Below are 26,687 nucleotides of genomic sequence, written 5' to 3'. Positions count from 1 at the left end.
GCGGGAATCCGCCCCGGACTGGTGGTGGAAGCGGGTTCCTTGGACACTTGCACCACGGTCTCGTCGACGTGCAGGAGTTTCCCATTCATTAAAGCGGCATGTGACAGTCACTAAATGGCCGAGACGCGGCGGGAGATGGTCGCCCGCGTGTCAGCATGAACAGCAAGCATACGTCGGAACGTTTTGGAGATCACTTAGGTGCATAGGAAATTTTCGATCCGTCCCATACATTCACTTCGTGAAAAATATCGTCGGCATATTGAGGGCGAGTGATCTGCAGCTGATCACCAGCTAGCCACCTAATATCGACTTTATGTTCTCCTCTCATGGTGAAAATGTAGGTCGTCGGGTTTTCTCCTGAAAAATTGGTGCCTGATCTTCTGATTTTTACAACTTGTACGTGTGAAGTTGTTGCACCGCAATTTCGCGAAAATAGAGTCGCAATTTTTTTCCCGTCGGGGGAGCTTATTTCTCTCAATACCTGATTTTCACAAACCGGTTCCACGCATGCAGAAAATGACATTCCGACACCGCAAGCAATGAAGAGTGTCAGCAGCGAAATTTTCATTTACTCGACTCCATACATTTACAATAGTCAATGCCCTTTTGAATCCACGCTTGGTCTTCAGGATCGTCGCCATAAGGTGGAATGCCTGCCATCGGGTTAAGGATCGGGCCGGGTTTTCCCCACTCCGGTCTCGAAGTCCCAGCTGCTTGCTGGGCGCGACCCGCCTCCCTTGCTAAGGTCACGCTTGGGAATCCGACTGCTGTTCCAACGGCACCATAATTGAAGTTTCCAAAGTCTTGATACAGCGCTCCTCGTTGCTTGTAATCCATTGGCCCGCCATTCCTTACCTGATCCCTGAACCACCATGGATTGTGACGGGCATTGCTAATATTCCCCGCAGGATCAATGCCTGGTGGAAATGGCGGAATGATTCCGCATCTTGTCTTGCTCATTTGCGAAGTTCTATATCCCCCGCGTGGAAGTGGTCCAACAAAACTGTCAGAATACTCCTTTAATCCCATTGGATCATAAGAAGTAAGTGGATTACTGCTGACATAGCCGTAAGTATTGATGCCGCCACCTAGACCTATGGGGTCACTCTGCAAATATCGCCCAGTAAGGGGTTCATAATCGCGGTAGTAGTTGTGGTGGAGGTTGGTCTCCTTTTCGAAATACTGTCCAGGAAATCTTGGGTTGAACGTGAAGCGCGTAGACGAAACTGGCGTCTCATTCGGCGGCAACATGCCGAACGGATCGCTGTCCCATTTCCAGACCAGCGCGTTGGCCTGATCCGTGATCGCCCTTGGCGTGTTCAGTTGATCCGTCTGGATATAGTACACGCTTGCCCCGCTGGCGACACTGCCTGTGACGGTCAACATGGTGGGTGCGGAAACAAGGACGGGGTTCTCTGGATTTTCCACGGTGGCCTTCGCCACGATGCTATACGTGCCGGCGGCAACATTGGTCAGCGCCAGACTGAATGGTGCGGAGGTGGCCACGCCCAGGGAGCTGTTACCATTGAAGTATTCGACGCCTGTCACCGTGACCGGCTCGGGGTCTGCGTTCACCACCACGGACAAGGTGACGTTGGCCGGCGCCGTCGCAGCCGACGGCGTAGCGACTGCGCTGATCGATGTGGCCGCCGAGGCTGCCGTGCAGCATAGCCAAGCCAGCAGCAGCCATGTTGTCGTGAGAATGCGGTTGAATACGCACGAGCTTATATGTTTGAAGTGCATGTCAGGTGATCCCTAGAAGTTGCCTTGATAGAGCACGGGCGTGTATCCGACCACAGCACGGGCCGGGTTGCTAAAGGTCAGCGGCACACTGATGCTGGCGCCCGTGTTCAACGGACCTGACACGGTAATGTACGGCGCGCCCGCGTCGGTGCCGGTGGCGTTGTCCAGCGTGATGCCAGCGGCCAGGTCGCTCAGCTTGAGTTGCAAGGGACCGGCCAGCGCCGCGCCGCTGGTGTTGCTCACCATTACACTGCCGACATATTCCCGGTGGCGCGGTTTAACGTGGCGCCATTCTCCATTAGCTTCAGAAATCTTTGGAAATCTTTGGAAATCTTTGGGGTCAGGTCCAACATCCAGACTAAAAAAGAGGCCGTACCCAGGACCCGCGCGCAAAGCAGCGGGTTGGGGACGGCTTTTTTTGTAAATAAGAAGAACCTTGGAGCGGCCAATTTAGCTATGTATCAGCCCGTGTCCGCTTGTCGGATCTGACCCTGTGCCTTTGGACCCTGTGCCTTTGCGTGCCTTTGCGATCGTGGTCCGTTTGGCGGCACTAACCTGCCTTCGCTGCCCTGCCTTCGTCGTGCCGCGCGGGCAACCTTCTCGATTTGGCGGTTTGCCGGGACTGACCCCGTCGCCCTCGCGCCAAACGCGCTCCAGATGCGCCAGATTGCTCAGCGTAAGCGCTACATGCCTGGTAGCGCATACACTGATAACGAGTGTTCATCTTTCAGTAGCTCGTCCATAGAAACACGGTCGTCCCCGTACAGGAAACCCTCAATAACGAGAAGTGATTTCCTCGCCGGATCACAAAAAATAACAAATCCCATTTCGCCGCTCCTTAGCTGATCAAACTTTGCCTGAACACAGTATTCACTACGAACATCTGTAAGCCTTTCCAAGGCTACGTTATCCTTGAAATGAGTGTAAAAGCCAGAGCACTCGCCCCCTTTTGGGCTGGAAAATATTCTGTCTTTCACGTGAATCGAATCCACAATCAGTCGAACCTCTTCCGTCTTCAAGCGGTAAAAAGAAAACAGAACACTCAAAATTTCAAGTTCTAAAGTCGTTAAATCATTCATGGAACAAATCCAGTTCCCAATAAAAAGACGCCGCCAGTTACCACGCCATTAACCTGAATACTTACCCCATTTACGACAACTGGCATTCTCCTAACCAGTCCATCAGCCATGCCCTTCGCCGCTTTTTCTGCGGCAGTCCTCATAGCCCCCAGCGCTTTTCCTTCTGAACCACAAGCCTTAACGAGTGGTTCGAGTTTATGCGCGGGATCACCGAAAATGTGTTTAATTTTGTTAGCATTCGCTGCAGCCCTTGCGACTGCACTGGAGTCTGCAATCCCTGCGGCGTCAGCAATGACCTCTACTTCCGCGACATTTCCCTCAAGGATCGCCTGCTGGAGGGCAGCTTCTACGGAGTTACGAGCTAGGCCCAGCGGATCAGTGTAGCGAAGGGGATTTCCACCGACATATCCGTAGGTATTGATGCCGCCACCAAGGCCAATCGGATCGCTCTGCACATACCGCCCGGTCTGCGAATCGTAGTCCCGATAGTAGTTGTAGTGGAGATTTGATTCCCTATCAAAATACTGGCCAGGGTACCTAGGATTGAACGTGAACCGTGTGGACGAAACTGGCGTCTCATTCGGCGGCAACATGCCGAACGGATCGCTGTCCCATTTCCAGACCAGCGCGTTGGCCTGATCCGTGATCGCCCTTGGCGTGTTCAGTTGATCCGTCTGGATATAGTACACGCTTGCCCCGCTGGCGACACTGCCTGTGACGGTCAACATGGTGGGTGCGGAAACAAGGACGGGGTTCTCTGGATTTTCCACGGTGGCCTTCGCCACGATGCTATACGTGCCGGCGGCAACATTGGTCAGCGCCAGACTGAATGGTGCGGAGGTGGCCACGCCCAGGGAGCTGTTACCATTGAAGTATTCGACGCCTGTCACCGTGACCGGCTCGGGGTCTGCGTTCACCACCACGGACAAGGTGACGTTGGCCGGCGCCGTCGCAGCCGACGGCGTAGCGACCGCGCTGATCGATGTGGCCGCCGAGGCTGCTGTGCAGCATAGCCAAGCCAGCAGCAGCCATGTTGTCGTGAGAATGCGGTTGAATACGCACGAGCTTATATGTTTGAAGTGCATGTCAGGTGATCCCTAGAAGTTGCCTTGATAGAGCACGGGCGTGTATCCGACCAAAGCACGGGCCGGGTTGCTAAAGGTCAGCGGCACACTGATGCTGGCGCCCGTGTTCAACGGACCTGACACGGTAATGTACGGCGCGCCCGCGTCGGTGCCGGTGGCGTTGTCCAACGTGATGCCAGCGGCCAGGTCGCTCAGCTTGAGTTGCAAGGGACCGGCCAGCGCCGCACCGCTGGTGTTGCTCACCATTACACTGCCGACATATTTCCCGGTGGCGCGGTTTAACGTGGCGCCATTCTGCACTAGCTTCACGCTGCCGCTCACATTGAGCAGGCCGATCACATACTTCAGCACCGCAACCGGCATATCGTCCAGGTAGACATATTCGGTGGTGGCGCCACCAGTCGTCTCGGCAATCAGCTTGCCGCCCATGTCGTAATGAAAGACGGTGGTGGCCAACGGCGTAACCTTCTGCACGCGCTGCCCCAGCGCGTTGATCTTGTAGTCGACCAAGCCAATGGCGGTAGTGGCCGACACCATCCGGCCGCGCGCGTCATGGTTGAACTGGACCGCACCGTTGTTGGTCGTGCTGCCGTTCAGGTCCATCGCCACGGCGTTGGTCTGGATGCCTGCCACTTGCGTCAGCCCCACAGCCCGCTGAAGCGGGCATCGACGCCGAGCGCGGTCAATACACCCAGTGTATTTTGCCGCGCAAGGCACTGTTGCCGCCTTCGCAGTGCTGCTCGAAGCGGGCGTCGAACTCCTTCACGTTGCCCGACACATAGGTAATCTTGTCGATCGCGAACCAGCCGGTAAGCGTATTGCAGCCGCGCCCGTTGCCGCTCCAGGACATGCCGCCTTTGACCTCGTTATGGAAGGGATAGCGCTGCAGCCCCCCGTAGTAGCCCGGCTTGAGTGCCGAGAGTGAGCTCATGCCGACGAAGTTGGCGTTCCAGGAATCGCTGCCGCTCACGTTGACCGTGAAGCTGTTGCCGGAAACATTGACCGTCGCGGCGGGCGCCAGATAGGAGTAGGTCTTGCTTTGGCCGATGTAGTCGCCGGCTGTGCTCTCAAGGTAGACTGAATTGGCGGTCGGCGTGACGATGGAGGGCGACCATAATCCGGCCGGCATCGGCAGCACAGGGCCAGGTATGCCGCTGGTGTCGGCGGCATCCCAATGGACCTGGCCATGCAGCGCGGACGATCCGCCTTCGCAGTGTTGCTCGAAGCGTAAGTCGATGGCGCTCAGGGTTGAGCCGTTGTAGCTTACCTTGTCGACCACGAACCAGCCCTTCAGCGTATTGCATCCACGGCCTTCGCCGCTCCAGTTGAGGCCTCCCATATTGGTCCCCTGGAAGGGGTAGCGCGTCAAGTCGCCATAGTAACCGGGCACAAGCTGGGTTCCGGTGCCGGACTGCTTGAAATCGCCCGACCAGTCCTGGTCGCCCGCCACGCGCAGCGACAGATAGTTGGCGCTGGCGCTCAAGGTCAGGTTTGCGTCGCTCTGGCGGTACAGATAGCTGCCGTTGCCGACGATGTAGTCGCCGCCGCTGCCTTGCAGGTAGACGTAGTTGCCTGTGGCCGGCACCGCCTCGCTCGGTGCGCGCCAGACATCGGGAATGACCTTTGCCGTCACCAGCAGCGACACTTCCTGGCTGCGCGCCGCGCCGACTCGCACCACCAGCGACACCAGGTATTGGCCCGCGACGTCGGGCGTGAAGGTGGCTTGGGCGCTGTGCGCATTCGCCAGTACAGCCAGGCTGCCGGCGGGGCGCAGCAGCAGGGTCCACTCGTGCACAAGGTCGCCGTCGCCGCTGCTGGCCGAGCCGTCCAGTTGCACCAGCGTACCCGCCAGCACTTCCCGTGACTGGCCGCCGCGTGCCACCGGCCTGTAGCTGACTCCTGTTTCAAAAATGGCGATGCCACTCCGCATGGCAGTCTTGGTAGCCTCCTGGTTTTCGGGGCTTTCGCTGAAGCTGGTGAGCATTTGTGCCACCGTGATGTTGCCTCGGATTAGGTGCAGCAGCCAGTAGGCCATACCGTCGGCGTCGCTGGCGCGGTGCAGCGCGTTGTTGTACATGCTCTCGACCGTATTGACGTGGGAGAGATCGGCACCGTATAGATTCCGGTATTCCGGCGAGTCGACAAAGCCGGTGGCGATGGTCTCGAGCGGCGTTCCATTCTCCAGCGCCCGGGTCCAGTAGGTCAGGCCGCCGATGTCGGGTGTGCGGTTGAACGCCGACTGGTAAAGGCGGTAGACGACGGCCGCGTTGCCGCTGGTGCTGAGCACTAGCGAGCGGTCGCTGAAGCGCAGCGTGCTGTCGGCAGGGACGTTGACCTGCACGCCGGTTTTGCTGGTCACGGTAGCGGTGTAGCCATTGTTGTAGATTGTGTAGTCCTCGCGCAGCCCGGAAAATTCCTTGACGGCGGCAGCCGCGGTGGCTATCGCGGCGGCGCTGGTGACGGCGGGGCCGCCCAGTAGTTTGGGATGTGTCTGGGTGGTGCTGTCCTGTTGGGCACCGCCGCCGCAGGCGCTTAGCGCGGCGCACAGCAACAGCAGGGCGACGAATCTGTTCAACTTTTTCATGGAACCGGGTGGAGGGCAAAAGGTGCCCAGACTAGCATGCTTTCCTGTGCGAAATTGTCACCAATTTCCACGGCCAGGCGGGCGGTGGTATTAACTGAAATGCCAGAGCGCTGGAATTATGATAAATTGGCTTATCGCTTAAACGGAGGTCTCGTACAGAGTCTGAAGCCATGCGCCGGCCACTAGTCATCGTTCCCGCCTGCACGCGGCATATCGGCAGTCACCCCGATCACGCCGTGCATTCCAAGTACATCGACGCCGTTGTACAGGGGGCGCGCTGCATGCCGCTGATCCTGCCCGCGCTGGGCGGGCAAACCGACCTCGAAGGCGTGCTCGCCGCGGCCGACGGCATCATGCTCACCGGCTCCGCCTCCAATGTGCAAGCCATCCTGTACGGACAGGAAGTACTCAACCTCGAACTGCCGCAGGACCATGCGCGCGACGCCACCACGCTGCCGCTGATACGCGCCGCCATCAAGCGCGGCATACCGCTGCTGGCGATCTGCCGGGGCTTCCAGGAAGTGAACGTGGCGCTGGGCGGCACGCTGCACCAGGCGGTGCACGAGGTGCCCGGCATGATGGACCACCGCGACAATCCCCAGGACACGCTGGAAAAGCAGTACGGCGCCGCGCACCGCGTGCGGCTCGCCGCCGATGGAAAACTGGCGGCCATCCTCGATGGCGCGCAAGAGATCATGGTCAACTCCCTGCACGGCCAGGGTGTGGACCGCTTGGCCCCCGGCCTGGTGGCGGAAGCCACCGCCGACGACGGTCTGGTGGAAGCCTACACCGTCGCCACCGCGCCAGCGTTCACGCTGGCGGTGCAGTGGCACCCTGAATGGCAGCTCGACGCCAATCAGGATTCAATAAGGATATTCCGGGCCTTCGGCCTTGCTTGCCGCACCTACCAGGAACGGATTCCTTAGCTGCGCTCATCTGGCAGTCACATAGCGCTCGGCCCCGCATGCTGAATTTGGCCGCGCAAGATCAAGACTTTTAGAGAGCACCTCATGGCTATTCGCGAAAACTTCACATACACCGATATGGATTTGTGGCTCAATGAAAAACGGGTCACTGAAATTGAATGCCTGGTTCCCGACTTGACGGGCGTGGCGCGCGGGAAGATCCTGCCGCGCGGGAAATTCACCCAGGAGCGCGGCATGCGCATCCCGGAGGCGGTGCTGGGCATGACCGTCACCGGCAACTACCCGACCGAGGACGCGGCCTACGACCGCGCCATCTCGGCCACCGACCGCGACATGATACTGAAGGCCGACCCCACCACCATCACCATGGTGCCGTGGGCGACCGACCCCACCGCGCAGGTGATCCACGACTGCTACTTCTCCGACGGCGCGCTGGTGGATTTCGCGCCGCGCACTGTGCTGCGGCGCGTGCTCAAGCTGTACACCGACCGTGGCTGGCTGCCTGTGGTGGCGCCTGAGCTGGAGTTCTACCTGACCGACAAGAACATCGACCCGGACCTGCCTTTGAAGGCGCCGATAGGCCGTAGCGGCCGCGCCGAAACCAGCCGCCAGATCTACAGCATCGACGCGGTCAACGAATTCGATCCCCTGTTCGAAGACATCTACGACTACTGCGACCTGATGGGCCTGGACGTCGACACCCTGATCCATGAAATCGGCGCCGGCCAGATGGAGATCAACTTCCTGCACGGCGATCCGCTCGGCCTGGCCGACAAGGTGTTCTTCTTCAAGCGCACCTTGCGCGAGGCGGCGCTCAAGCACGATATGTACGCCACCTTCATGGCCAAGCCCATGGCCGGCGAACCGGGATCGGCCATGCATGTGCACCAGAGCGTGCTGGATGCGAAGAGCGGCCGCAACATCTTCAGCAACGACGACGGCTCGCCGTCCGCGTTCTTCAAGCACTACATCGGCGGCCTGCAGCGCTACATGCCGGCGGCGATGGCCATCGTCGCGCCCTACGTGAACTCCTACCGTCGCCTGGTGCGCCACACGGCCGCGCCGATCAACATCCAGTGGGGCGTGGACAACCGCACCGTGGGCTTCCGCGTGCCCGAGTCGGGCGTGCAGGACCGCCGCGTGGAAAACCGCATCATCGGCGCGGACGCCAATCCCTACCTGGCGCTGGCCGTCACGCTGGCCTGCGGCTACCTTGGCATGACCGAGCACCTGGAGCCGACGCCGGCCACCACAGGCAGTGCCTACGACATGAAGTACGAACTGCCGCAAGGCCTGCCGGAGGCGCTGGCCACGCTGCGCAAGGAGGACAAGCTGCGCTCCGTGCTGGGCGACCGCTTCATCGATGTGTACGCGGCCATCAAGGATCTGGAGCACCAGGAGTTCATGAAGGTCATCAGCCCCTGGGAACGCGAACACCTGCTGCTGCACGTTTAAGGAGCCATCATCATGGCTGACACCAAGACCATACAGCGGCAAGACCACGCCCATTACCTGCATCCCTTCACCGACCACAAGGCGCTGGGCGAGAAGGGCGTGCGCGTGATGGTGCGCGGCAAGGGCATCTACCTGTGGGATTCGGAAGGCAACAAGATATTGGACGGCATGTCCGGCCTGTGGTGCGTGGCGGTCGGCTATGGCCGCACCAGCATCTCCAAGGCGGTGTACGAGCAGATGGAGACGCTGCCGTTCTATAACAGCTTCTTCAACACCACCAACATCCCGGCGGTGCAATTGGCTGCCAAGCTGGCGCAGCTCGCGCCGGAGGGCTTCAACCGCGTGTTCTTCACCGGCTCGGGCTCGGAGGCGAACGACACCAATGTGCGCATGGTGCGCCGCTACTGGGACCTGCTGGGCTACAAGGAGCGCCACGTCATCATCAGCCGCCACAACTCCTACCACGGCAGCACCATGGCGGGTGCTTCGCTGGGCGGCATGAGCGGCATGCACGAGCAGGGCGGCTTGCCGATACCGGGCATCGTCCACATCGGACAGCCCAATTACCACGACGACGGCGCGGGCCTGACGCCGGACGAATTCGGCCTGCGCGCCGCTTCCTGGCTGGAGGCGAAGATACTGGAGACGGGGCCGGACAAAGTGGCCGCCTTCATCGCCGAACCGGTGCAGGGCGCGGGCGGGGTCATCATCCCGCCGGACAGCTATTGGCCGGAGATCCGCCGCATCTGCGACAAGTACGGCATCTTGCTGATCGCCGACGAAGTGATCACAGGCTTCGGCAGGCTGGGGCGCTGGTTCGCGTCCGCGCCGTACAAGCCGGACCTGATCACCTTCGCCAAGGGCGTCACGTCCGGCTACGTGCCGCTGGGCGGTGTGCTGGTGAGCGACCGCGTGGCCGACGTGCTGATAGCGCAGGGCGGCGATTTCAACCACGGCTTCACGTATTCCGGCCACCCGGTGGCATGCGCGGCGGCGCTGGAGAACCTGCGCATCATCGAGGAGGAGGGACTGGTCGAACGCGTCGCCAGCGACACCGGGCCGTACCTGAAGGAGCGCTTCGGCGCGCTGGCGGATCATCCGCTGGTTGGCTCGGCCGAGTCCTGCGGCTTCGTGGCCGGGCTGAACCTGGTCAAGCGCAAGGCGGAGAACGTGCACTACCAGGTGCGCTTCGACCCGGCGCACGGCGTGGGCATGCTGTGCCGCGCGCACATGTTCAACACCGGCATCATCATGCGCGCCGTCGGCGACCGCATGATCATCGCCCCGCCGCTGGTGATGACGCACGCGCAGATCGACGAGATGGTGGGCCTGATCCGCCGCGCGCTGGACCTGACCCTGGAGGAAGTGCGCCAAAAGGGCTACTTGTAACCGCATTTTGGTAGTCGTCCTCGATCTGCTGCATTTATAATCACGTCTTTTGCCGTGCGGCTCTGCCGCGCGCGTGCGTTTACACTTAGTTATTCATTCGCCAATATGACGATAGCCCAACCCGCCGACGCTGCTGGACAACCCTTCCTGTTCATCCGTAATCTGGTCAAGGAATTCGACGGCGTGCGCGCCGTCAACGATGTGTCGGTGACGATCAACAAGGGCGAGATCTTCGCCCTGCTGGGCAGTTCCGGCTGCGGCAAGTCGACCTTGCTGCGCATGCTGGCCGGCTTCGAAACGCCGACCGCGGGCGCCATTTCGCTGGGCGGCAAGGACATCATCGGCACGCCGCCGTACGAGCGCCCCATCAACATGATGTTCCAGTCCTACGCGTTGTTCCCGCACCTGACCGTGTGGGACAACATCGCTTTCGGCCTGCGCCGCGACGGCATGAAGCCGGGCGAGGTGGCCGAGCGCGTCGACAAGATGCTCTCGCTGGTGCAGCTGACGCCCTACGGCCGGCGCAAGCCGCACCAGCTGTCCGGCGGCCAGCAGCAGCGCGTGGCGCTGGCGCGCAGCCTGGCCAAGCGCCCGCAGCTGCTGCTGCTCGACGAGCCGCTCGGCGCGCTCGATAAAAAGCTGCGCGAGCGTACCCAGGTCGAGCTGGTGAACATCATCGAGCAGGTCGGCGTGACCTGCGTGATGGTGACGCACGACCAGGACGAGGCCATGAGCATGGCCACCCGCATCGCCGTCATGAGCGAGGGCCGCATCCTGCAGGTGGGCGCGCCGGGCGAAATCTATGAAACCCCGAACTGCCGCTTCGTGGCCGACTTCATCGGCTCGGTTAACCTGTTCGAGGGCCGCGTCGTCGAAGACCAGCCTGGCTACGTCGTCATCGAATCGGACGAGACCAGCCATTATGTCAGCCACGGCATCACCGGCACCGACGGCATGGAGGTGGGCGTGGCCGTGCGGCCCGAGAAAATCGTGCTGCAGCCGCACGCGCCCACCATGTCGCAGCGCGCCAAGGTGGAGGAGCATGGCCACAACTGCGTGCAGGGCACGGTCTCGTCGATTTCCTACTTCGGCAACGAAACACATTACCAGGTGAAGCTCGCCAGCGGCATGCAGATCAAGGTGGCGCGCACCAATTCGGCGCGCCACGCCGAAGCGGGCCTGCAGCGCGACCAGCGCGTGCACGCCTGGTGGGACGGCAGCGATGTCGTCGTGCTGACCCGCTGAGCGACAGGATAGCCATGTCCAAGTTCCTCAAAGACCTGCTGACGCTGCGCTGGCTGAACGGGCGCACCTTCGTCATCGCTGTGCCCTACCTGTGGCTGGCGGGCGCCTTCCTGGTGCCTTTCCTGATCGTCGCGCGCATCAGCTTCACCGAAATCGACGCCGGCAACCCCTTCGGCACCTTGATGACCTACGCCGACGGCGTGGTCAACTTCAAGATCCGGGTGTCGAACTACCTGTTCATCGCGGCCGACGAGCTGTACGTGCTGACCTATCTCAGTTCGCTGAAATACGCCGCCATCACCACCGCCTGCTGCCTGCTGATCGGCTACCCCTTCGCCTATTTCATGGCGCGCGCGCGCCCCTCGCTGCGGCCGGTGCTGCTGATGATGGTGATGCTGCCGTTCTGGACCTCCTTCCTGCTGCGCATCTACGCGTGGAAGGGCATCCTGGCCAACCAGGGCATCCTGAACCACTTCCTGATCTCCATCGGCGTGATCCAGGAACCGCTGCAGATGATGAACACCCCGTTCTCGCTGGTGATCGGCATGGTGTACGCCTACCTGCCGTTCATGATACTACCGCTGTACACCAACCTGGCCAAGATGGACATGCGCTTCCTGGAGGCGGCGGCCGACCTGGGCGCCACGCCGTGGCAGGCGTTCTGGCGCATCACGGTGCCGCTGTCGAAGTCCGGCATCATCGCCGGCTCCATGCTGGTGTTCATCCCCGCCGTTGGCGAATACGTCATCCCCGAGCTGCTGGGCGGCCCGGAAACGCTGATGATAGGCCGCGTGCTGTGGGACGAGTTCTTTACCAATAACGACTGGCCGATGGCGTCCTCCGTCACCGTGGTGGTCATCCTCCTGATCCTAGTGCCGATGGCCATCCTGAACAAACAGCAAGCCGAGCAACGCGAAGGAGGCCGGGCATGAGCAAACCTGTGACTGCGCCCATGAAAGGCACGCTGATCCCGCGCTGGTTCGGCCGCGGCTGGCTGACATTCGGCTACCTCTTCCTCTACCTGCCCATCATCGTGCTGGTGGTGTTCTCGTTCAACAGCTCGCGCCAGGACATGGTGTGGACCGGCTTTTCCACGCAGTGGTACGGCGAATTGATGAAAGACGCCGAAATCATCTCCGGGTTCGGGCTGTCGCTGCGCATCGCCTTCTTCACCGCCTGCTCCTCGGTGGTGCTGGGCACCTTCGCCGCCTTCGTGCTGAACCGCCACCGCCGCTTCCACGGCCGCACGCTGTTCTCGGCCATGGCCAGCGCGCCGCTGGTGATGCCGGAGGTGATCATCGGCCTGTCGCTGCTGCTGATGCTGGTGTCGGTGCAGAAGATGTTCGGCTTCCCGGAGCGCGGCCTGGGCACCATCTGGATCGGCCACACGCTGCTCGGCATGGCCTACGCCACCGTGGTGGTGCAGTCGCGCCTGCAGGAGATGAGCAAGTCGCTGGAAGAGGCGGCGATGGACCTGGGCTGCCGGCCGCACCAGGTGTTCTTCCTGGTCACGCTGCCCAACATCAAGCAGGCGCTGGGCTCGGCCTGGCTGCTGACGTTCACCTTGTCGCTGGACGACGTGGTGCTGTCGGCCTTCCTGTCCGGCCCGGGCTCGACGACCATGCCGCTGGTGATCTTCTCGCGCGCCCGCCTCGGCCTGGACCCGCGCGTGAACGCCGTGGCCGCCCTGACTATCCTGGTGGTAACGGTAGCGGTGATTGCATCGAGCATCTACATGGCCCGTGCCCAGCGCGCACGAATGAAACAGATCTCCAGCGCCGGCAAAGGGTAAAATCGAAGCACATCGGCCCCCCGCCGAACGCGGCCGCGCGTTTGTAGGGCGGGTTAGGCGCCCCGCGCCGTAACCCGCCAAGCGCCAAGCCGCCTACACACAAGGAGCTTGGCATGGCAGACGCAAATTGGCACGAGCGCGCATTGGCGCTGAACATCGACGGCCGCGCCTTCATCAACGGCGAGCGCGCCTGGTCCCGCACCGAACAACGGTTCGACAAACATTCCCCCATCGACGGCCGCAAGCTGGCGGAAGTGGCCCGCTGCGCCGCGCCCGACGTGGACGCCGCCGTGCAAGCGGCGCGCGCCGCCTTCGAGGACGGCCGCTGGGCCGGCCAGGCGCCCGCCAAACGCAAGCGCGTGCTGATACGCTTCGCCGACCTGGTCCAGCAGAACGCCGCCGAACTGGCGCTGCTCGAAACGCTGGACATGGGCAAGCCTATCCAGTACAGCCAGAGCGTGGACGTGGGCGCCGCCGCCAACTGCATCCGATGGTACGGCGAGGCGGTGGACAAGGTGTACGACGAGATCGCCCCCACGCACGCCAGCAGCCTGGCGCTCATCACGCGCGAACCGGTGGGCGTGGTGGCCGCCGTCATCCCGTGGAACTATCCGATGATCATGGCCGCGTGGAAGATCGCGCCGGCGCTCGCGGCCGGCAACAGCGTGGTGCTCAAGCCGTCCGAGAAGGCGCCGCTGACGTCCTTGCGCCTGGCCGAGCTGGCGCTGGAGGCGGGCATACCGGCCGGCGTGTTCAGCGTGCTGCCGGGTTACGGCAACGAGGCCGGCAGCGCGCTCGCGCTGCATATGGACGTGGACTGCATCGGCTTCACCGGCTCGACGCGGGTCGGCAAGCAGATCATGCAGATGGCGGGGCAGTCCAATCTGAAGCGCGCCTGGACCGAACTGGGCGGCAAGTCCGCCAACATCGTCTGCGCCGACTGCCCGGACCTGGACGCGGCGGTGGCGGCGGCCGTGGGTTCCATCTATTTCAACCAGGGCGAGAGCTGCAACGCGCCCTCGCGCCTGTTTGTCGAGGATGCGATCAAGGACAGCTTCATCGAAAAGGCGCTGGCCATGGTGCCGCGTTTCCAGCCGGGCGATCCGCTCGACGAGGCGACGGTGATGGGCGCCATCGTGGACGAGGTGCAGATGAAAACCGTGCTGGGTTATATCGAGGCGGGCAAGGAGGACGGCGCGCGCCTGCTGGCCGGCGGCGTGCGGGAGCGGGCGCAAAGCGGCGGCTATTACGTCGCGCCGACCTTGTTCGACCAGGTGGACAGCGGCATGAGGATAGCGCGGGAGGAGATATTCGGGCCGGTGCTGTCGGTGCTCGGCTTCAGCGACGTGCATGACGCGGTGAAGCAGGCCAATGCCACGCCTTACGGCTTGCAGGCGGCTGTGTGGAGCGCCAACATGAGCAAGGCGATCCAGGTGGCGCGGGCTTTGAGGGCGGGCACCGTGCACGTGAACCAGTACGACGGCGACGATATCACCGTGCCCTTCGGCGGCTACAAGCAGTCCGGCAACGGCCGCGACAAGTCGCTGCACGCCTTCGACAAATACACGGAATTGAAAACGACCTGGATACAGATCGGGTGATGTTGGCGGGTTACGAGCGTGCCGCTCTAAACCGCCCTACTGAGTCTGGTTACCGCGTAGGGCGGATTAGCGCGGAGTGCGTAATCCGCCAGCGTTCGCGTTCAGAAGCAGTGTTCAGCACCCGGGAAGCTGCCGTCCTTGACCGCCGCCACATAGACGCTGACCGCCGCGTCGATGCTGGTCTGCCCGTCCATGAAGTTCTTCACGAAGCGCGCCTTGCGGCCCGGGAACACGCCCAGCAGGTCGTGCATCACCAGCACCTGGCCGGAGCAGTCCGGGCCTGCGCCGATGCCGATGGTCGGGATCGCCAGCATCTCGGTCACTTCCTTGCCCAGCTGGGTCGGAATCGCCTCCAGCACCAGCATGGCGGCACCGGCAGCCTGCAGTTTGAGCGCGTCGGCCTTCAGCAGGTCCGCGCTCTCGGTGGTCTTGCCCTGCACCTTGTAGCCGCCCAGCTGGTGCACCGACTGCGGCGTCAGGCCCAGGTGGGCGCACACCGGGACTGAACGCTCGGTGAGGAAGCGCACGGTGTCGGCCAGCCAGGCGCCGCCCTCGATCTTGATCATGTGGGCGCCGGCCTGCATCAGCTTGACGGCATTGTCGAAGGCCGCCTGCGGCGTCGCGTACGTCCCGAACGGCATGTCGGCCAGCACCAGCGCCGACTTGTTGCCGCGCGCGACAGCCCTGGTGTGGTAGGCGATTTCGTCCAGGGTGACCGGCAGCGTCGAATCCAGGCCGTTGCAGACCATGCCCAGCGAGTCGCCGATCAGCAGCACTTCCACGCCGCAGCGGTCCATCAGCGAAGCGAAGCTCGCGTCGTAGCAGGTCAGCATGGCGATCTTGCTGCCGGCGGCGCGCAGCGCGTTCAGCGCCGGGATGGTGACAGCCTTCTGGGCCACAGGCTTGGCGGGCGCCGCGCCAGGCGCCACGGTTGCGCCAGCGGCCGGCACGGGAGCGCTGCCCGCCATTTCGTTTCCTTGCAAGTAACTAGACATGGGTGTTCCTCAAATAGTGTGGCCAAGTGGCGCCAGAGTATCGCTGGGCGCCGAACCGCGTATTCTACCTGCGAACGAACGTTCTTTTCAGATAGACAAGAGGAAATAGGCGCAGCCCGCCAGCACGTGTGGCGCTTTGGCTATTTGCCCACAAAAAGGAAGCCCACGGCCGCCATGATGCAGCCGAACGCCGCCAGATGCCGCCAGCTCACCGGTTCGCCGAGCACGGTCACCATGAACACGCCGAACACGACCAGCGCAATCGCCTCCTGCGTCACCTTCAGCTGACCCGCGCTCCAGCCGCTGGCGAAGCCGATCCGGTTTGCCGGCACAGCCAGACAGTACTCTACGAATGCGATGCCCCAGCTGATCATGATGACCATGAACAGCGGCTTGTTCATCCCGCCCTTCAAATGCCAATACCAGGCGACGGTCATGAAGATGTTGGAGGCAGCGAGCAGCAGGAGTGTTTGCATAAGGCGTCAAAGCCGGGTGATGGCCTGGTCGGCGACGGCGGAGGCGTAGCAGCTGGCCGGGATGCGGCCGGGGATGGTGGCACCGGGGGCGATTTCCAGCAGGGGCACGATGACGAAGGCGCGTTCGCACATGCGCGGATGGGGCACTTGCAGCGTGGGGCTGTTGATCTCTTCCTGGCCGTACAATAGCAAGTCCAGGTCCAGCGTGCGCGGGGCGTTGCGGTAGGGCCGCTCGCGGCCGTGCGCCTGTTCGATGCCGTGCAGCGCTTGCAGCAGCGCTTCGGCGCCCAGCGTTGTTTCCAGGCAGGCGACGGCGTTGATGTAGTCGTCGCCGCTGGAGTCGATCGGGGCGGTGCGGTACAGCGAGGAGACGGCGCCCACGGTGCAGCCGGACAGGCGGCGCAGGCGCGCGATGGCGTCCTGCACATTGGCCTGCGCGTCGCCCAGGTTGGCGCCGATGCCGATGTAGGCGGTGGTGCTCACGGCCTGGCTCATTCGCCGTCGTTGCCGCCGCCATTGCCCGTGTCCGCGCCTGCCGGAGCGCGGGTGCGGGGGGCGCGCGGTGCACGTGGGGCGCGGGGCGCACGCGGAGCGCGCGGCGCAGCCGGAGCGCTTTCCGCGCTGCCGCCTTGCGTACGGCCGCTGGACTCGGCGCGGCTGATTTCGCCGTAACTTGCGTCGCTGCCGCCGGTATCATGATCCCGCTCATGGTCACGGTCACGGTCACGGCCATGGTCGACGTCACGGTCACGGCCAACGTCACGGCCATGCGAAACGCCAGCACCGCCGCCTTCGCCGCCACCGCCGCCTTCGTCCTCACCTTTGCTGCGGCCGCCGCGGCGCGGCGGACGCTTGCGTTTCGCTCCGCCGGCACTGCTGCCGCCCTGGTTCACGCCGGCGACCAGCTGCTCGCGCTCGGTTTCGTCGCCCTCGTAGAAGGCGGTCCACCACTCGCCCAGCTCGGCGTCGATCTCGCCGGAGCCGCAGCGCAGCAGCAGGAAGTCGTAGCCGGCGCGGAAGCGCAGATGCTCCAGCAGCTTGTAGGGATTCTTGCCGGTGCGGCGCTCGAAGCGCGGCTGCATCGACCAGATGTCGCGCATGTCCGAGCCGATCTTGCGCTGCAGGGCCAGTTTTTCCGTCTGCGAATCGAGCACGTCGTCCGCCGCCAGGTGCAGCGCCGGAATAGGGAATTCGCCGGCGGCCTTGTAGGCGTTCCACTTCTCCAGCACCTGGTGCCACAGCAGGGAGGCGAACAGGAAGCCCGGCGAGACGGTCTTGCCGGCGTGGATGCGCTTGTCGGTCGAGGCCAGCGCCAGGGTGACGAACTTCACGCCCAGCGGCTGTTCCAGCACCACGTCCAGCAGCGGCAGCAGGCCGTGGTGCAGGCCTTCCTTGCGCAGCTGCTGCAGACAGGCCAGCGCCTGGCCGGACATCAGCAGCTTGAGCATCTCGTCGAACACGCGCGCGGGCGGCACGTTGTTGATCAGCGGCGCCATGACGGTGATCGGCTCGCGCGTGTTCGGCTCGATCTGGAAGCCCAGCTTGGCGGCGAAGCGCGTCACGCGCAGCATGCGCACCGGGTCTTCGCGGTAGCGCGCTTCCGGCACGCCGATGATGCGCAGCGTCTTGGCGCGGATGTCCTCGATGCCGCCGTGGTAGTCCAACACTTCCTCGTTGGCCGGGTTGTAGTACATGGCGTTGATGGTGAAGTCGCGCCGCTCGGCGTCCTCCGCCATGCTGCCGAAGGTATTGTCGCGCAGGACACGGCCGTGTTCATCCTTGGGCGCATTCTCGATCGACGGGCCGCGGAAGGTGGTCACCTCCAGCAGGTCCTGGCCGAACATCACGTGCACGATCTGGAAGCGCTTGCCGATGATGAAGGCGCGCCGGAACAGGCGTTTCACCTGGTCGGGCGTGGCGTCGGTGGCGATGTCGAAGTCTTTCGGCTTCACGCCCAGCAGCAGGTCGCGCACGGCGCCGCCCACCACGAAGGCCTGGTAGCCCGCCTCCTGCAGGGTGCTGGTGACGCGGACCGCGTTGGACGAGAGCAGGCGCGGGTCGATGCCGTGCTGCTGCGCGCCGAGGATGACGGGCACGCTGGTGTCGCGCACGGGGGCTTCTTTGACACCGAGGATTTTGCGGATCAATTTCTTAATCATTGAATAGTTTGATTGTTGGCCAGCCTTGAGCGGCGGCGTGGCTGGTCAGTGCGGCATTCGGATTGGTGGCCACCGGATGGGTGACGACCGACATCAGCGGAATGTCGTTGTGCGAGTCGCTGTAGAAATGGACGGTCTCGAAGTCTTCCAGGCGCTTGCCCAGTTTTTCGAGCCAGGCCTTGGTGTGCGTCACCTTGCCGGCGCCCTGGGTCGGGGTGCCCAGCAGCTTGCCGGTGATGGCGCCGTCGGGCGCCACTTCCGGCATGGCGGCGATCAGGTGCTCAACGCCCAGCGCCTCGGCGATGGGGGCGGTGACGAAGCGGTTGGTGGCCGTGACGATGGCCACCAGGTCGCCCGCGTCCAGGTGCTTCTTCAGCAGCGCGCGCGCGGCCGGCTTGATGGCCGGGGCGATCACTTCGCGCATGAATTGCGCGTGCATGTCGTCGAGTCTGGCGCGCGGGAAGCCGGCCAGGGTGCCCAGCGAGAACTCGAGGTACTCCACCGGGTCCAGCGTGCCGGCCTGGTACTGGGCGAAGAATTCGTCGTTGCGGCGGGCGAAGGCTTGCGCGTCGACGGCGCCGATGCGGCACAGGAATTGGCCCCATTCGTAGTCCGAATCGATGGGCAACAAGGTGTGGTCGAGGTCAAACAGGGCCAGGTTCATCATTCTTTCGCTTCTGCCTGCAGCCATTCGCGCAAGAGCGGCAGGGTAATGGGACGTTGGGTTTCCAGGGAATACTGGTCGAGCGCGTCCAGCATCTCCGACAGCGAACGCATGTCGCGCCGGTAATGGGACAGCAAATAGGGTAACACGCCGGGCGACAGCGTCAAACCACGGGCCGCCGCCGCCGTGGTCAACGCGGCCACCTTTTCGTCGTCGGTCAGGCCGTGCAGGCGGTAGATCAGGCCCCAGCCCATGCGCGTGCGCAGGTCCTCGCGCACCGGCAGCACGGCCGGCGCCACCGCGCCGCTGCACACCATGAAGGCGTTGTTGGCGCGGATTTCGTTGAACAGGGCGAAGGCGTCGATCTGGGCCAGCGGCGACAGTTTTTCGCAGTCGTCCAGCAGGTAGAGGTCCACCTCGGGCGAATAGACGAATTCGGATTCGATCGAGAACGGCGAGATGTAGCGCGCGCCCTCGAGCGCGCCGAGCGCCTTCAGGATGTGGCTCTTGCCGGCGCCGATGTCGCCCCACAGGTAGGCGAAATGCTCGCGCGAGGTGCGCGCGGCGAACTCGCGCATCAGCGCGGCCACCTCGTCGTTTTGCCCCACCTCGAAGGAATCGAGGGTGAGCACCGGCTCGGCGCCTAAATCGAGCACCAGTTGCTTCATGGCTCACGCCCCGCAGTTTGCATTTTCGTCTTCACACTACGCATTATAAAAGCTGCTGCTCAAGTAGTGGCTGCGAAGATGCTTGAAGGCGACCATCAGGATGGCCGAGGCGGGCAGCGCCAGCAGCACGCCGACGAAACCGAACAGCTGGCCGAAGGCGAGCAGGGCGAAAATCACGGCCAGCGGGTTGAGGCCGATACGCTCGCCCACCAGGCGCGGGGTCAGGAAAAAGCCCTCGATGACCTGGCCGGCGCCGTAGATCACGGCCACCGCGATCACGCCGCTCCAGTCGGTGAACTGCAGCACGGCGGCGATCAGCGCCAGCACCAGGCCCAGGCCGAAGCCGAGGTAGGGGATGAACACCAGCAGGCCGGTGAGGATGCCGACCGGCAGCGCGACGTCGAAGCCGGCGATGGCCAGGCAGCTCGAGTAGTACACCGCCAGCACCAGCATGACCAGCAGCTGGCCGCGCAGGTATTGCGCCAGCAGGGTGTCGACCTCCTCGGCCATGGCGATGGTCTTGCCGATGTAGCGGCGCGGCACCGCGGCGGCGATGCGCGCGATCATCGGGTGCCAGTCCAGCAGCAGGTAGAACAGCAGCACCGGCACCAGCACCACGGTGAAGATCCAGCCCAGCACGGCCGTGCCGCCGACCTTGGCCGAGGCCAGCACGGCGGTCCAGATCTCGTCGCCGCTGGTGACCATCTGCTGCGAAACGAGTTTTTTGATGCCGTCGCTGTCGAGCTGCACCTTGATGCCCATGTCGCGCAGGCGCGGTCCGAGCAGGTCGTTGGCCTTGGCCATGAAGGCGGGGATCTGCGCCTGCAGCAGCGGGATCTCGGTCTGCAGCACCGGCACCACGATCAGCACCAGCGACAGGATGGCGGCCAGGAACAGCAGCACCACGACCACCACGGCGAGCGGGCGCGGCACGTCGAAGCGGCCCAGGCGCAGATGGTCGATGCGGTCGACGCCAGGGTTGAGCGCGTAGGCGATGATGGCCGCCGCGATGAAGGGTGTGAGCACCGGGCCGAGCGCGACCAGGAGCAGTACGAATGCCAGCCAGAGTGCTATCCAGAATGCCGTTTGCTTTTGTTCAACCGAGAGGGGAAATGGCATGTAGGAAGATGTTTTTGTTAAAAACGGCAAGTTGACGGGGCATTTTGATAAAATAGCGGACTTGCCGGGTTTTGCGTGTCAAATGCACAAATTCCGGCCACCGCCTTCTATTTTACCGCCTCCGCTGCGAAATACACCATGAGCCAACCTTCTAATGTTTCCCTGTCCTACCGTGACGCCGGCGTCGATATCGACGCGGGCGACGCTTTAGTCGAAGCGATCAAGCCGTTTGCCAAGCGCACCATGCGCGAAGGCGTCATGGCCGGCATCGGCGGCTTCGGCGCGCTGTTCGAGATCAGCAAGAAGTACCAGGAGCCGGTTCTGGTGTCGGGCACGGACGGCGTGGGCACCAAGCTCAAGCTGGCCTTCGAGCTGAACCGCCACGACACGGTCGGCATCGACCTGGTCGCCATGAGCGTCAACGACATCCTGGTGCAGGGCGCCGAGCCGCTGTTCTTCCTCGACTATTTCGCGTGCGGCAAGCTGGACGTGGCGCAGGCGACCGACGTCATCAAGGGCATCGCCCAGGGTTGCGAGCAGTCCGGCGCGGCGCTGATCGGCGGCGAAACGGCTGAAATGCCGAGCATGTACCCGGCCGGCGAGTACGACCTGGCCGGTTTCGCGGTGGGCGTGGTGGAAAAGGCCAAGATCATCGACGGCAAGACGATCGCCCCGGGCGACGTGGTGCTGGGCCTGGCCTCGTCGGGCGTGCACTCGAACGGCTATTCGCTGGTGCGCAAGATCATCGAAGTGGCCAAGCCGGACCTGGAAGGCGACTTCCACGGCCGCAAGCTGGCCGACGTGCTGATGGAGCCGACCCGCATCTACGTCAAGCCGCTGCTGGCGCTGATGGCCGCGATGGAAGTCAAAGGCCTGGTGCACATCACCGGCGGCGGCCTGGTGGAAAACATCCCGCGCGTGCTGCAGCCCGGCCTGACCTGCGAGCTGGACGGCAAGTCGTGGACCATGCCGCCGCTGTTCCAGTGGCTGCAGCAGCACGGCGGCGTGGCCGACGCTGAAATGCACCGCGTGTTCAACTGCGGCATCGGCATGACCGTCATCGTCTCGGCCGCCAACGCGGACGCCGCCATGGCCCAGCTGCAAGCGGCCGGCGAGACCGTGTACCGCATCGGCGCGATCCGCGCCAGCGCGGAAGGCGAGCATCAGTGCGTTGTGGTTTAATGGCTAGGGCGCGGAGCTGATCCGCGCCATGAGATGCCGCGCATTTGCTGAAAAAAGCGGACCATGCCCCGGCATCGTCCGCTTTTGTCTTTTGGAGCCTGCATGAATCCGATACCGGAAGATGAAATCGTCTCCACGCTGCAAGCGGCCCTGCCGAACCTGCTGGCGGTGTACGCCTTCGGCAGCCGCGTGCAGGGCACTGCTGGGCCGGACAGCGACCTGGACCTCGCCGTGCTGGTGGCGGGCAAGGTGCCGCCGCTGCAGACGTGGGATCTGGCGCAGACGCTGGCGATCCGCTTCGACCACGACGTCGACCTGCTCGACCTGCGCGACGCCTCTACCGTGATGCAATACCAGGTCATTACGAGCGGCAAGCGCTTGTGGGCCAAGGACGTCCAGGCCGGGCTGTTCGAGTGCATGGTGCTGAGCGAAAAAACCACGCTGGACGAGGCGAGGGCCGGTTTACTGCAGGATATCCAACGCGAAGGTAGAGTGTATGGCAGCAGAGCATAACGGCGAGGATGTCATCGTCAACAAGGCGGCGACGATCGAACGCTGCGTTGCGCGGGTGCGCGAGGAGTATGCGAAAGACCCCGCCACCTTCACGGCAGACCACACCCGCCACGACGCAGCCATCCTGAACATCCAGCGTGCCTGCGAAGCCGCGCTGGACATCGGGCAGCACGTGGTACGCCGCGAGCGCCTGGGCGTGCCGCAAAGTTCGCGCGACGTCTTCACGCTGCTGCACACCGCAGGCTGGATCGACGCCGCGCTGGCCGACGTCATGAAACGCATGGTCGGTTTCCGCAATATTGCTGTGCATGACTACCAGGCCTTGCAGTCGGCGATCACTGTCGCCGTCGTGGAAAACCATCTGGACGACTTTCTGGTCTTCAGCAATTCGATTCTCCGTGGACAAGAAAGTCGAGAGAAATGATTTCCTGCTGCTGAAGTGACAGGCGTGATGCCCCGAGCCTACGAGGCCGCCATGATCACAATGCATCCTGCTGAATATTTCATGCTTTTCTAGTAGTGTTAATTTTGCAATCTTGTCGCTTGTGGAATTGATAAACGTTGACTACACTGGAGATCGACCGAGTCTTACTCTTCCCCCGGAGAAAGCCATGAACGTTGATACCCTGTCGCGCCGCTGGTTTCTGTGCGCCATTTCCTATTTCGTCGTCGGTATCAGCCTGGGTGTGTTCATGGGGGCGAGCGAGGACCACACCTTGTTCCCGGTGCATGCGCACATCAATCTGCTGGGCTGGGTTGCCATGAGCTTGACGGGGCTGCTGTACCGTGTCTTCCCCGCCGCAGCGCAATCTGTCCTCGCCGTTTGGCACTTCTGGCTGTTCCAGGCCGCAGTGCCGCTGATGATGGCCGCCGTGGCCGCCATCTACCTTGGCCACCGCGAAGCCGGACCCATCGCCGGCATCTCGTCGATCGTAGTGCTGGTCTCGGTGCTGCTGTTCTGGTGGAATATCTTCTCGTCCCGGAATAGCAAAATGTCCTAGCGTAGTATGGACTTAGTTCGGCGGAAATTTCTCTATGCCTGGGCTTGCCGGTTGAAGTGGTCCAGGCTTTCCTGGACAAGGAACAGGATTTGACGGCGGAGATGGCGGTGCGCATTTCGCTTGCCTTTGACCGGTCGCCCGAGTCATGGATAAATATGCAGACCTCGTACGATCTCGAACGGGCCAGGACCTCAGTTGATCCAACGACGGTTCGGCCTTTCTCTTTCCCGGACCTGGACGCAGCTTGACGGCACTTCGGTCGCGCACGGCCCGTTGATTCACGATCGCGGGCTCAGCCGCTCCGTCAGGAAATCGACAAACGTCCGCACCCGCAGCGACAAATGGCGCGCGTGCGGGTACAGCAGGATGAAGGGACGCGAGCGGCCGCCGTGCTGCGGCAGCAGCTCGACCAGGCTGCCCTCGGCCAGGTCGCGCTCGACGATGAAGCGGTAGGTCTGCACCAGCCCCGCCGCCGCGCGCGCCAGGGTCACGATGCCCAGCACGTCCTCGGCGCAGGTATAGCCGCCGTGCGTCTCGACGTCGACCGGCTTGCCGTCCACCTTGAACAGCCAGGGGATCTTGCGCCCGCTGCTGGGCAGGTCGAACTGGATGCACTCGTGCCGCTCCAGCTCGTCCAGCGACTTCGGCGCGCCGGCCCGCTTCAGGTAGGCCGGCGCCGCCACCAGCACCAGTTCCGCATCCTCCAGCTTGCGCGCGATCAGCGAGGAATCGGCCGGGTCGCGCCCGCGCACCACCATGTCGTAGCTCTCCTCGGCGAAGTCGATATTGCGGTTGCTGATGTGGACCTGCACCGTCACGTCCGGATACAGCAGGCGGAACTGCGGCAGCAGCGGCAGCAGCCGGTAGTGGCCGAAGGGCGTGGGCACGCTGATGCGCAAGGGCCCGGCCGGCGTCTTTTGCGCGCCCGTCACCTCGCGCTCGGCTTCCAGCAGCTGCTCCAGCGCCTCGCGGCACTGCTCGTAGTAGCGGCGCCCGCCGTCGGTGAGCCGGATCTGGCGCGTGGTGCGCACGAACAGGCGCACGCCCAGCCGCTCTTCCAGCCGTGCAATGGAGCGGCTCACCGCCGCCGGCGTCACGCCGCTCTGGCTGGCCGCCGCCGTGAAGCTGCCCAGCTCGGCCGCCTGGCAGAACAGCTCGATCGTGCCCAGCTGCATTTCGTCGAAGTTTCTCTGCATACATTACACCATGTATCAAGTCATGTTCCATATTAGCCATTTATCGGCGCTGATGGAATAAGTAAAGTGTGTTCCATGCCGGCGACGAACGCGACGGCAAGCCAACCCAACCTGGATCGGAGCACACCATGAACAGCACCAATAACAGCACCACCGTCATCGTCACCGGCGCCTCGAGCGGCATCGGTTTCGCCATCGCCAAGGCTTACCTGGCGCGCGGCTACAATGTGGTCGGCAACGCCCGCAGCGCCGACGGCTTGCAGACCGCCGCCGCCCAGCTGGGCAATCCCGCCAACTTCCTGACCGTGGCTGGCGACATCGCGCTGGCGTCCACCGCCGCCGCGCTGTTCGAGCAGGCCATCGCCGCATTCGGCAAGGTCGACATCCTGATCAACAACGCCGGCATCTTCCTGCCCAAGGCCACGGCGGACTATACGGAAGACGAAGTCAGCACCATCGTCGGCACCAATCTGCTGGGCTTCTTCTACCCGTCCCAGCAGGCTGCGCGCCACATGGGCGCCAACAAAGCCGGCCACATCGTCACCATCACCGCCGCCATTGCCGAGCAGCCCAACGCCAAGGTGCCGGCATTGCTGCCTATCCTGCTCAAGGGCGGCCTGAACTACGCCACGCGCGGCCTGGCCATCGAACTGGCCGGCTCCAATGTGCAGGTCAACGCGGTGGCACCCGGCATCATCCGCACCCCGATGCACGGCACCGACGAGGGCACGCAGGCTTTCCTGAAAGGCCTGTCGCCCAGCAACCGCATCGGCGAGACCGACGACATCGTCAACGCCGTGCTCTACCTGACCGACTCCTCCTTCGTCAGCGGCACCGTGGCCGTGGTCGACGGCGGCGCGGCGGCCGGCGTCTGGTAAGCTTTCGTCCCATCAAGCACAACCCACCAACTCAAGGAGCATCACCATGCCATACGTCAATATCCGCATCACCAAAGAAGGCGTCACCCCTGCGCAGAAGCTGGAACTGATCGAAGGCGTCACCGATCTGCTGCAGCGCGTGCTCAACAAGAATCCGGCCACCACCTTCGTCATCATCGACGAGGTCGAGATGGACAATTGGGGCTTGAACAGCGAAAACATCACCACCCGGCGCCAGCGCGAGGCGGCCGAGAAAGCCGCGGCCCAGTCATGAAGCTGATCTATGCCGGAGACCCGATGTGCTCGTGGTGCTACGGCTTCGGCAAGGAACTGGCGGCGCTGGCGCAGCGCCACCCGGAGCTGCAGATGCAGATCCTGGTGGGCGGCGTGCGGGCCGGCGCCACAGATGTGCTGGACGACACGGGCAAGCAGTTCCGCCTCGGACACTGGGCGCGCGTGGAGCAGAGCAGCGGACTGCCGTTCAACCGCGCGGCCTTCCTGGCGCGGGAGAACTTCGTCTATGACACCGAGCCGGTGTGCCGCGCGGTCGTGGCGGCGCGCAGACTGGCGCCGCAGGCGGACCAGCTGGCCGTCTTCCGCGCCCTGCAGCACGCCTTCTACGTGGACGGCCTGGACACCACCGACGGCCGCGTGCTGTCCGACGTCGCCAGCGCGGCGCTGGAGCGGGACGGCCATCGGGTGACGCCGGCGGTTTTCCACGCCGAGTGGGACGGCGCGGCGGCCATCGCAGTGACGGCCGCCGAGTTCACCTACGTGCGCTCGCTCGGCGTGCGCAGCTTCCCGGCGCTGTTGCTGGAGACGGAGGACGGCCTGTATGAAGTCAGTCCCGGCTACGCCCGCGTCGAACAGCTGGAGGCACAGCTGGAGGAGATCGCAGGGCGGCTTAGCGCAGCGTAACCCGCCGTGTGTCTCGGCG

General features: G+C 63.4%; 29 protein-coding genes and 1 pseudogene. 15 read left to right on the top strand and 15 right to left on the bottom strand.

The features are described from left to right. Positions 1 to 190 precede the first annotated feature (190 nt). From ACSQ8Y_RS21465 to ACSQ8Y_RS21435, 7 genes are all read right to left on the bottom strand, one after another. Complete coding sequence (locus ACSQ8Y_RS21465; RefSeq protein ID WP_436268451.1) at positions 191 to 568, bottom strand: hypothetical protein; 378 nt, start codon at positions 566 to 568, stop codon at positions 191 to 193. Then, a complete protein-coding gene (locus ACSQ8Y_RS21460) occupies positions 565 to 1,743 on the bottom strand; it encodes an RHS repeat-associated core domain-containing protein (protein WP_436268450.1) in 1,179 nt (392 codons plus the stop codon). The genes ACSQ8Y_RS21465 and ACSQ8Y_RS21460 overlap by 4 nt, the downstream gene beginning before the upstream one ends. A 12-nt stretch (positions 1,744 to 1,755) precedes the next feature. After that, positions 1,756 to 1,989, bottom strand: a complete 234-nt coding sequence (locus tag ACSQ8Y_RS21455; RefSeq protein WP_436268449.1) for a hypothetical protein — start codon at positions 1,987 to 1,989, stop codon at positions 1,756 to 1,758. Positions 1,990 to 2,426: 437 nt separating this feature from the next. Then, entirely contained in the window at positions 2,427 to 2,822 is a 396-nt protein-coding gene (locus ACSQ8Y_RS21450) for a hypothetical protein (protein WP_436268448.1), read from the bottom strand. Then, positions 2,819 to 3,907, bottom strand: coding sequence for an RHS repeat-associated core domain-containing protein (locus ACSQ8Y_RS21445; protein ID WP_436268447.1), 1,089 nt, complete (start codon positions 3,905 to 3,907; stop codon positions 2,819 to 2,821). The genes ACSQ8Y_RS21450 and ACSQ8Y_RS21445 overlap by 4 nt, the downstream gene beginning before the upstream one ends. A gap of 12 nt (positions 3,908 to 3,919) precedes the next feature. After that, positions 3,920 to 4,555: a hypothetical protein gene (locus ACSQ8Y_RS21440; protein ID WP_436268446.1), complete on the bottom strand. Its 636-nt coding sequence runs from the start codon at positions 4,553 to 4,555 to the stop codon at positions 3,920 to 3,922. A 34-nt stretch (positions 4,556 to 4,589) separates the two neighbouring features. Further along, complete coding sequence (locus tag ACSQ8Y_RS21435) at positions 4,590 to 6,482, bottom strand: DUF4214 domain-containing protein (protein WP_436268445.1); 1,893 nt, start codon at positions 6,480 to 6,482, stop codon at positions 4,590 to 4,592. 179 nt (positions 6,483 to 6,661) lie between these two features. Here ACSQ8Y_RS21435 and ACSQ8Y_RS21430 point away from each other — a divergent pair, with 179 nt between their 5' ends. The 7 genes from ACSQ8Y_RS21430 to ACSQ8Y_RS21400 all read left to right on the top strand — a co-directional run bounded on the left by ACSQ8Y_RS21430 (position 6,662) and on the right by ACSQ8Y_RS21400 (position 14,899). After that, the gene (locus tag ACSQ8Y_RS21430) at positions 6,662 to 7,417 is read left to right on the top strand and encodes a gamma-glutamyl-gamma-aminobutyrate hydrolase family protein (RefSeq protein WP_436268444.1); all 756 of its coding nucleotides are present in this window, start codon (positions 6,662 to 6,664) and stop codon (positions 7,415 to 7,417) included. An 84-nt stretch (positions 7,418 to 7,501) separates the two neighbouring features. Beyond that, a complete protein-coding gene (locus ACSQ8Y_RS21425) occupies positions 7,502 to 8,872 on the top strand; it encodes a glutamine synthetase family protein (protein ID WP_436268443.1) in 1,371 nt (456 codons plus the stop codon). Positions 8,873 to 8,884: 12 nt separating this feature from the next. After that, the gene (locus tag ACSQ8Y_RS21420; protein WP_436268442.1) at positions 8,885 to 10,261 is read left to right on the top strand and encodes an aspartate aminotransferase family protein; all 1,377 of its coding nucleotides are present in this window, start codon (positions 8,885 to 8,887) and stop codon (positions 10,259 to 10,261) included. A gap of 105 nt (positions 10,262 to 10,366) precedes the next feature. Beyond that, a complete protein-coding gene (locus ACSQ8Y_RS21415) occupies positions 10,367 to 11,506 on the top strand; it encodes an ABC transporter ATP-binding protein (protein ID WP_436268441.1) in 1,140 nt (379 codons plus the stop codon). A gap of 14 nt (positions 11,507 to 11,520) precedes the next feature. Next, positions 11,521 to 12,438, top strand: a complete 918-nt coding sequence (locus tag ACSQ8Y_RS21410; protein ID WP_436268440.1) for an ABC transporter permease subunit — start codon at positions 11,521 to 11,523, stop codon at positions 12,436 to 12,438. A gap of 20 nt (positions 12,439 to 12,458) precedes the next feature. Next, on the top strand, positions 12,459 to 13,298 hold the full coding sequence (locus ACSQ8Y_RS21405; RefSeq protein WP_436269885.1) for an ABC transporter permease: 840 nt from the start codon (positions 12,459 to 12,461) through the stop codon (positions 13,296 to 13,298). Positions 13,299 to 13,411: 113 nt separating this feature from the next. Continuing rightward, positions 13,412 to 14,899, top strand: coding sequence for an aldehyde dehydrogenase (locus ACSQ8Y_RS21400; protein ID WP_436268439.1), 1,488 nt, complete (start codon positions 13,412 to 13,414; stop codon positions 14,897 to 14,899). Positions 14,900 to 15,000: 101 nt separating this feature from the next. Here the strand turns inward: ACSQ8Y_RS21400 and panB are convergent, their stop codons facing one another. The 7 genes from panB to ACSQ8Y_RS21365 form a co-directional block, all read right to left on the bottom strand. After that, complete coding sequence (panB, locus tag ACSQ8Y_RS21395; RefSeq protein WP_436268438.1) at positions 15,001 to 15,894, bottom strand: 3-methyl-2-oxobutanoate hydroxymethyltransferase; 894 nt, start codon at positions 15,892 to 15,894, stop codon at positions 15,001 to 15,003. Between the two features lie 140 nt (positions 15,895 to 16,034). Beyond that, positions 16,035 to 16,370, bottom strand: a complete 336-nt coding sequence (locus ACSQ8Y_RS21390) for a DMT family protein (protein ID WP_436268437.1) — start codon at positions 16,368 to 16,370, stop codon at positions 16,035 to 16,037. A gap of 6 nt (positions 16,371 to 16,376) precedes the next feature. After that, positions 16,377 to 16,865: a 2-amino-4-hydroxy-6-hydroxymethyldihydropteridine diphosphokinase gene (gene folK, locus ACSQ8Y_RS21385; protein WP_436268436.1), complete on the bottom strand. Its 489-nt coding sequence runs from the start codon at positions 16,863 to 16,865 to the stop codon at positions 16,377 to 16,379. Then, entirely contained in the window at positions 16,862 to 18,529 is a 1,668-nt protein-coding gene (gene pcnB / locus ACSQ8Y_RS21380) for a polynucleotide adenylyltransferase PcnB (protein WP_436268435.1), read from the bottom strand. The genes folK and pcnB overlap by 4 nt, the downstream gene beginning before the upstream one ends. Next, positions 18,522 to 19,193, bottom strand: a complete 672-nt coding sequence (locus tag ACSQ8Y_RS21375) for an HAD family hydrolase (RefSeq protein ID WP_436269884.1) — start codon at positions 19,191 to 19,193, stop codon at positions 18,522 to 18,524. The genes pcnB and ACSQ8Y_RS21375 overlap by 8 nt, the downstream gene beginning before the upstream one ends. Next, positions 19,193 to 19,861, bottom strand: a complete 669-nt coding sequence (gene hda / locus ACSQ8Y_RS21370) for a DnaA regulatory inactivator Hda (protein WP_436268434.1) — start codon at positions 19,859 to 19,861, stop codon at positions 19,193 to 19,195. The genes ACSQ8Y_RS21375 and hda overlap by 1 nt, the downstream gene beginning before the upstream one ends. Before the next feature lie 36 nt (positions 19,862 to 19,897). Then, a complete protein-coding gene (locus ACSQ8Y_RS21365; RefSeq protein ID WP_436268433.1) occupies positions 19,898 to 20,980 on the bottom strand; it encodes an AI-2E family transporter in 1,083 nt (360 codons plus the stop codon). Positions 20,981 to 21,118: 138 nt separating this feature from the next. Between ACSQ8Y_RS21365 and purM the strand changes: the two genes are divergently transcribed. The 5 genes and pseudogenes from purM to ACSQ8Y_RS21340 form a co-directional block, all read left to right on the top strand. After that, positions 21,119 to 22,162, top strand: coding sequence for a phosphoribosylformylglycinamidine cyclo-ligase (purM, locus tag ACSQ8Y_RS21360; protein WP_436268432.1), 1,044 nt, complete (start codon positions 21,119 to 21,121; stop codon positions 22,160 to 22,162). A gap of 102 nt (positions 22,163 to 22,264) precedes the next feature. Then, positions 22,265 to 22,675, top strand: coding sequence for a type VII toxin-antitoxin system MntA family adenylyltransferase antitoxin (gene mntA / locus ACSQ8Y_RS21355; RefSeq protein WP_436268431.1), 411 nt, complete (start codon positions 22,265 to 22,267; stop codon positions 22,673 to 22,675). After that, a complete protein-coding gene (hepT, locus tag ACSQ8Y_RS21350) occupies positions 22,659 to 23,099 on the top strand; it encodes a type VII toxin-antitoxin system HepT family RNase toxin (protein WP_436268430.1) in 441 nt (146 codons plus the stop codon). Before mntA ends, hepT begins: the two co-directional genes overlap by 17 nt. Before the next feature lie 187 nt (positions 23,100 to 23,286). Further along, complete coding sequence (locus ACSQ8Y_RS21345) at positions 23,287 to 23,676, top strand: hypothetical protein (protein ID WP_436268429.1); 390 nt, start codon at positions 23,287 to 23,289, stop codon at positions 23,674 to 23,676. Between the two features lie 20 nt (positions 23,677 to 23,696). Next, positions 23,697 to 23,924 (top strand): annotated as a pseudogene (locus ACSQ8Y_RS21340) (HigA family addiction module antitoxin); the annotation flags it as partial. 30 nt (positions 23,925 to 23,954) lie between these two features. On the opposite strand, the gene ACSQ8Y_RS21335 reads toward ACSQ8Y_RS21340, so the two are convergent. Next, positions 23,955 to 24,872 (bottom strand): LysR family transcriptional regulator, encoded by a 918-nt coding sequence (locus ACSQ8Y_RS21335; RefSeq protein ID WP_436268428.1) that lies wholly within the window; start codon positions 24,870 to 24,872, stop codon positions 23,955 to 23,957. A gap of 128 nt (positions 24,873 to 25,000) precedes the next feature. Between ACSQ8Y_RS21335 and ACSQ8Y_RS21330 the strand changes: the two genes are divergently transcribed. The 3 genes from ACSQ8Y_RS21330 to ACSQ8Y_RS21320 are packed head-to-tail and all read left to right on the top strand — an operon-like array spanning position 25,001 to position 26,668. Next, entirely contained in the window at positions 25,001 to 25,750 is a 750-nt protein-coding gene (locus ACSQ8Y_RS21330) for an SDR family NAD(P)-dependent oxidoreductase (protein WP_436268427.1), read from the top strand. Positions 25,751 to 25,796: 46 nt separating this feature from the next. Continuing rightward, positions 25,797 to 26,024 (top strand): 2-hydroxymuconate tautomerase family protein, encoded by a 228-nt coding sequence (locus tag ACSQ8Y_RS21325; RefSeq protein ID WP_436268426.1) that lies wholly within the window; start codon positions 25,797 to 25,799, stop codon positions 26,022 to 26,024. After that, positions 26,021 to 26,668 carry a DsbA family protein gene (locus ACSQ8Y_RS21320; protein WP_436268425.1) on the top strand — a complete coding sequence of 216 codons (648 nt, stop codon included), beginning with the start codon at positions 26,021 to 26,023 and terminating at the stop codon, positions 26,666 to 26,668. The genes ACSQ8Y_RS21325 and ACSQ8Y_RS21320 overlap by 4 nt, the downstream gene beginning before the upstream one ends. Positions 26,669 to 26,687 lie beyond the last annotated feature (19 nt).

The sequence above is a fragment of the Pseudoduganella sp. LjRoot289 genome (genome assembly GCF_964252925.1).
Lineage (GTDB): Bacteria > Pseudomonadota > Gammaproteobacteria > Burkholderiales > Burkholderiaceae_D > Rugamonas.
Note: the sequence above shows the minus strand (reverse complement) of the source record. Positions and strands in the feature narration are given on the sequence as shown.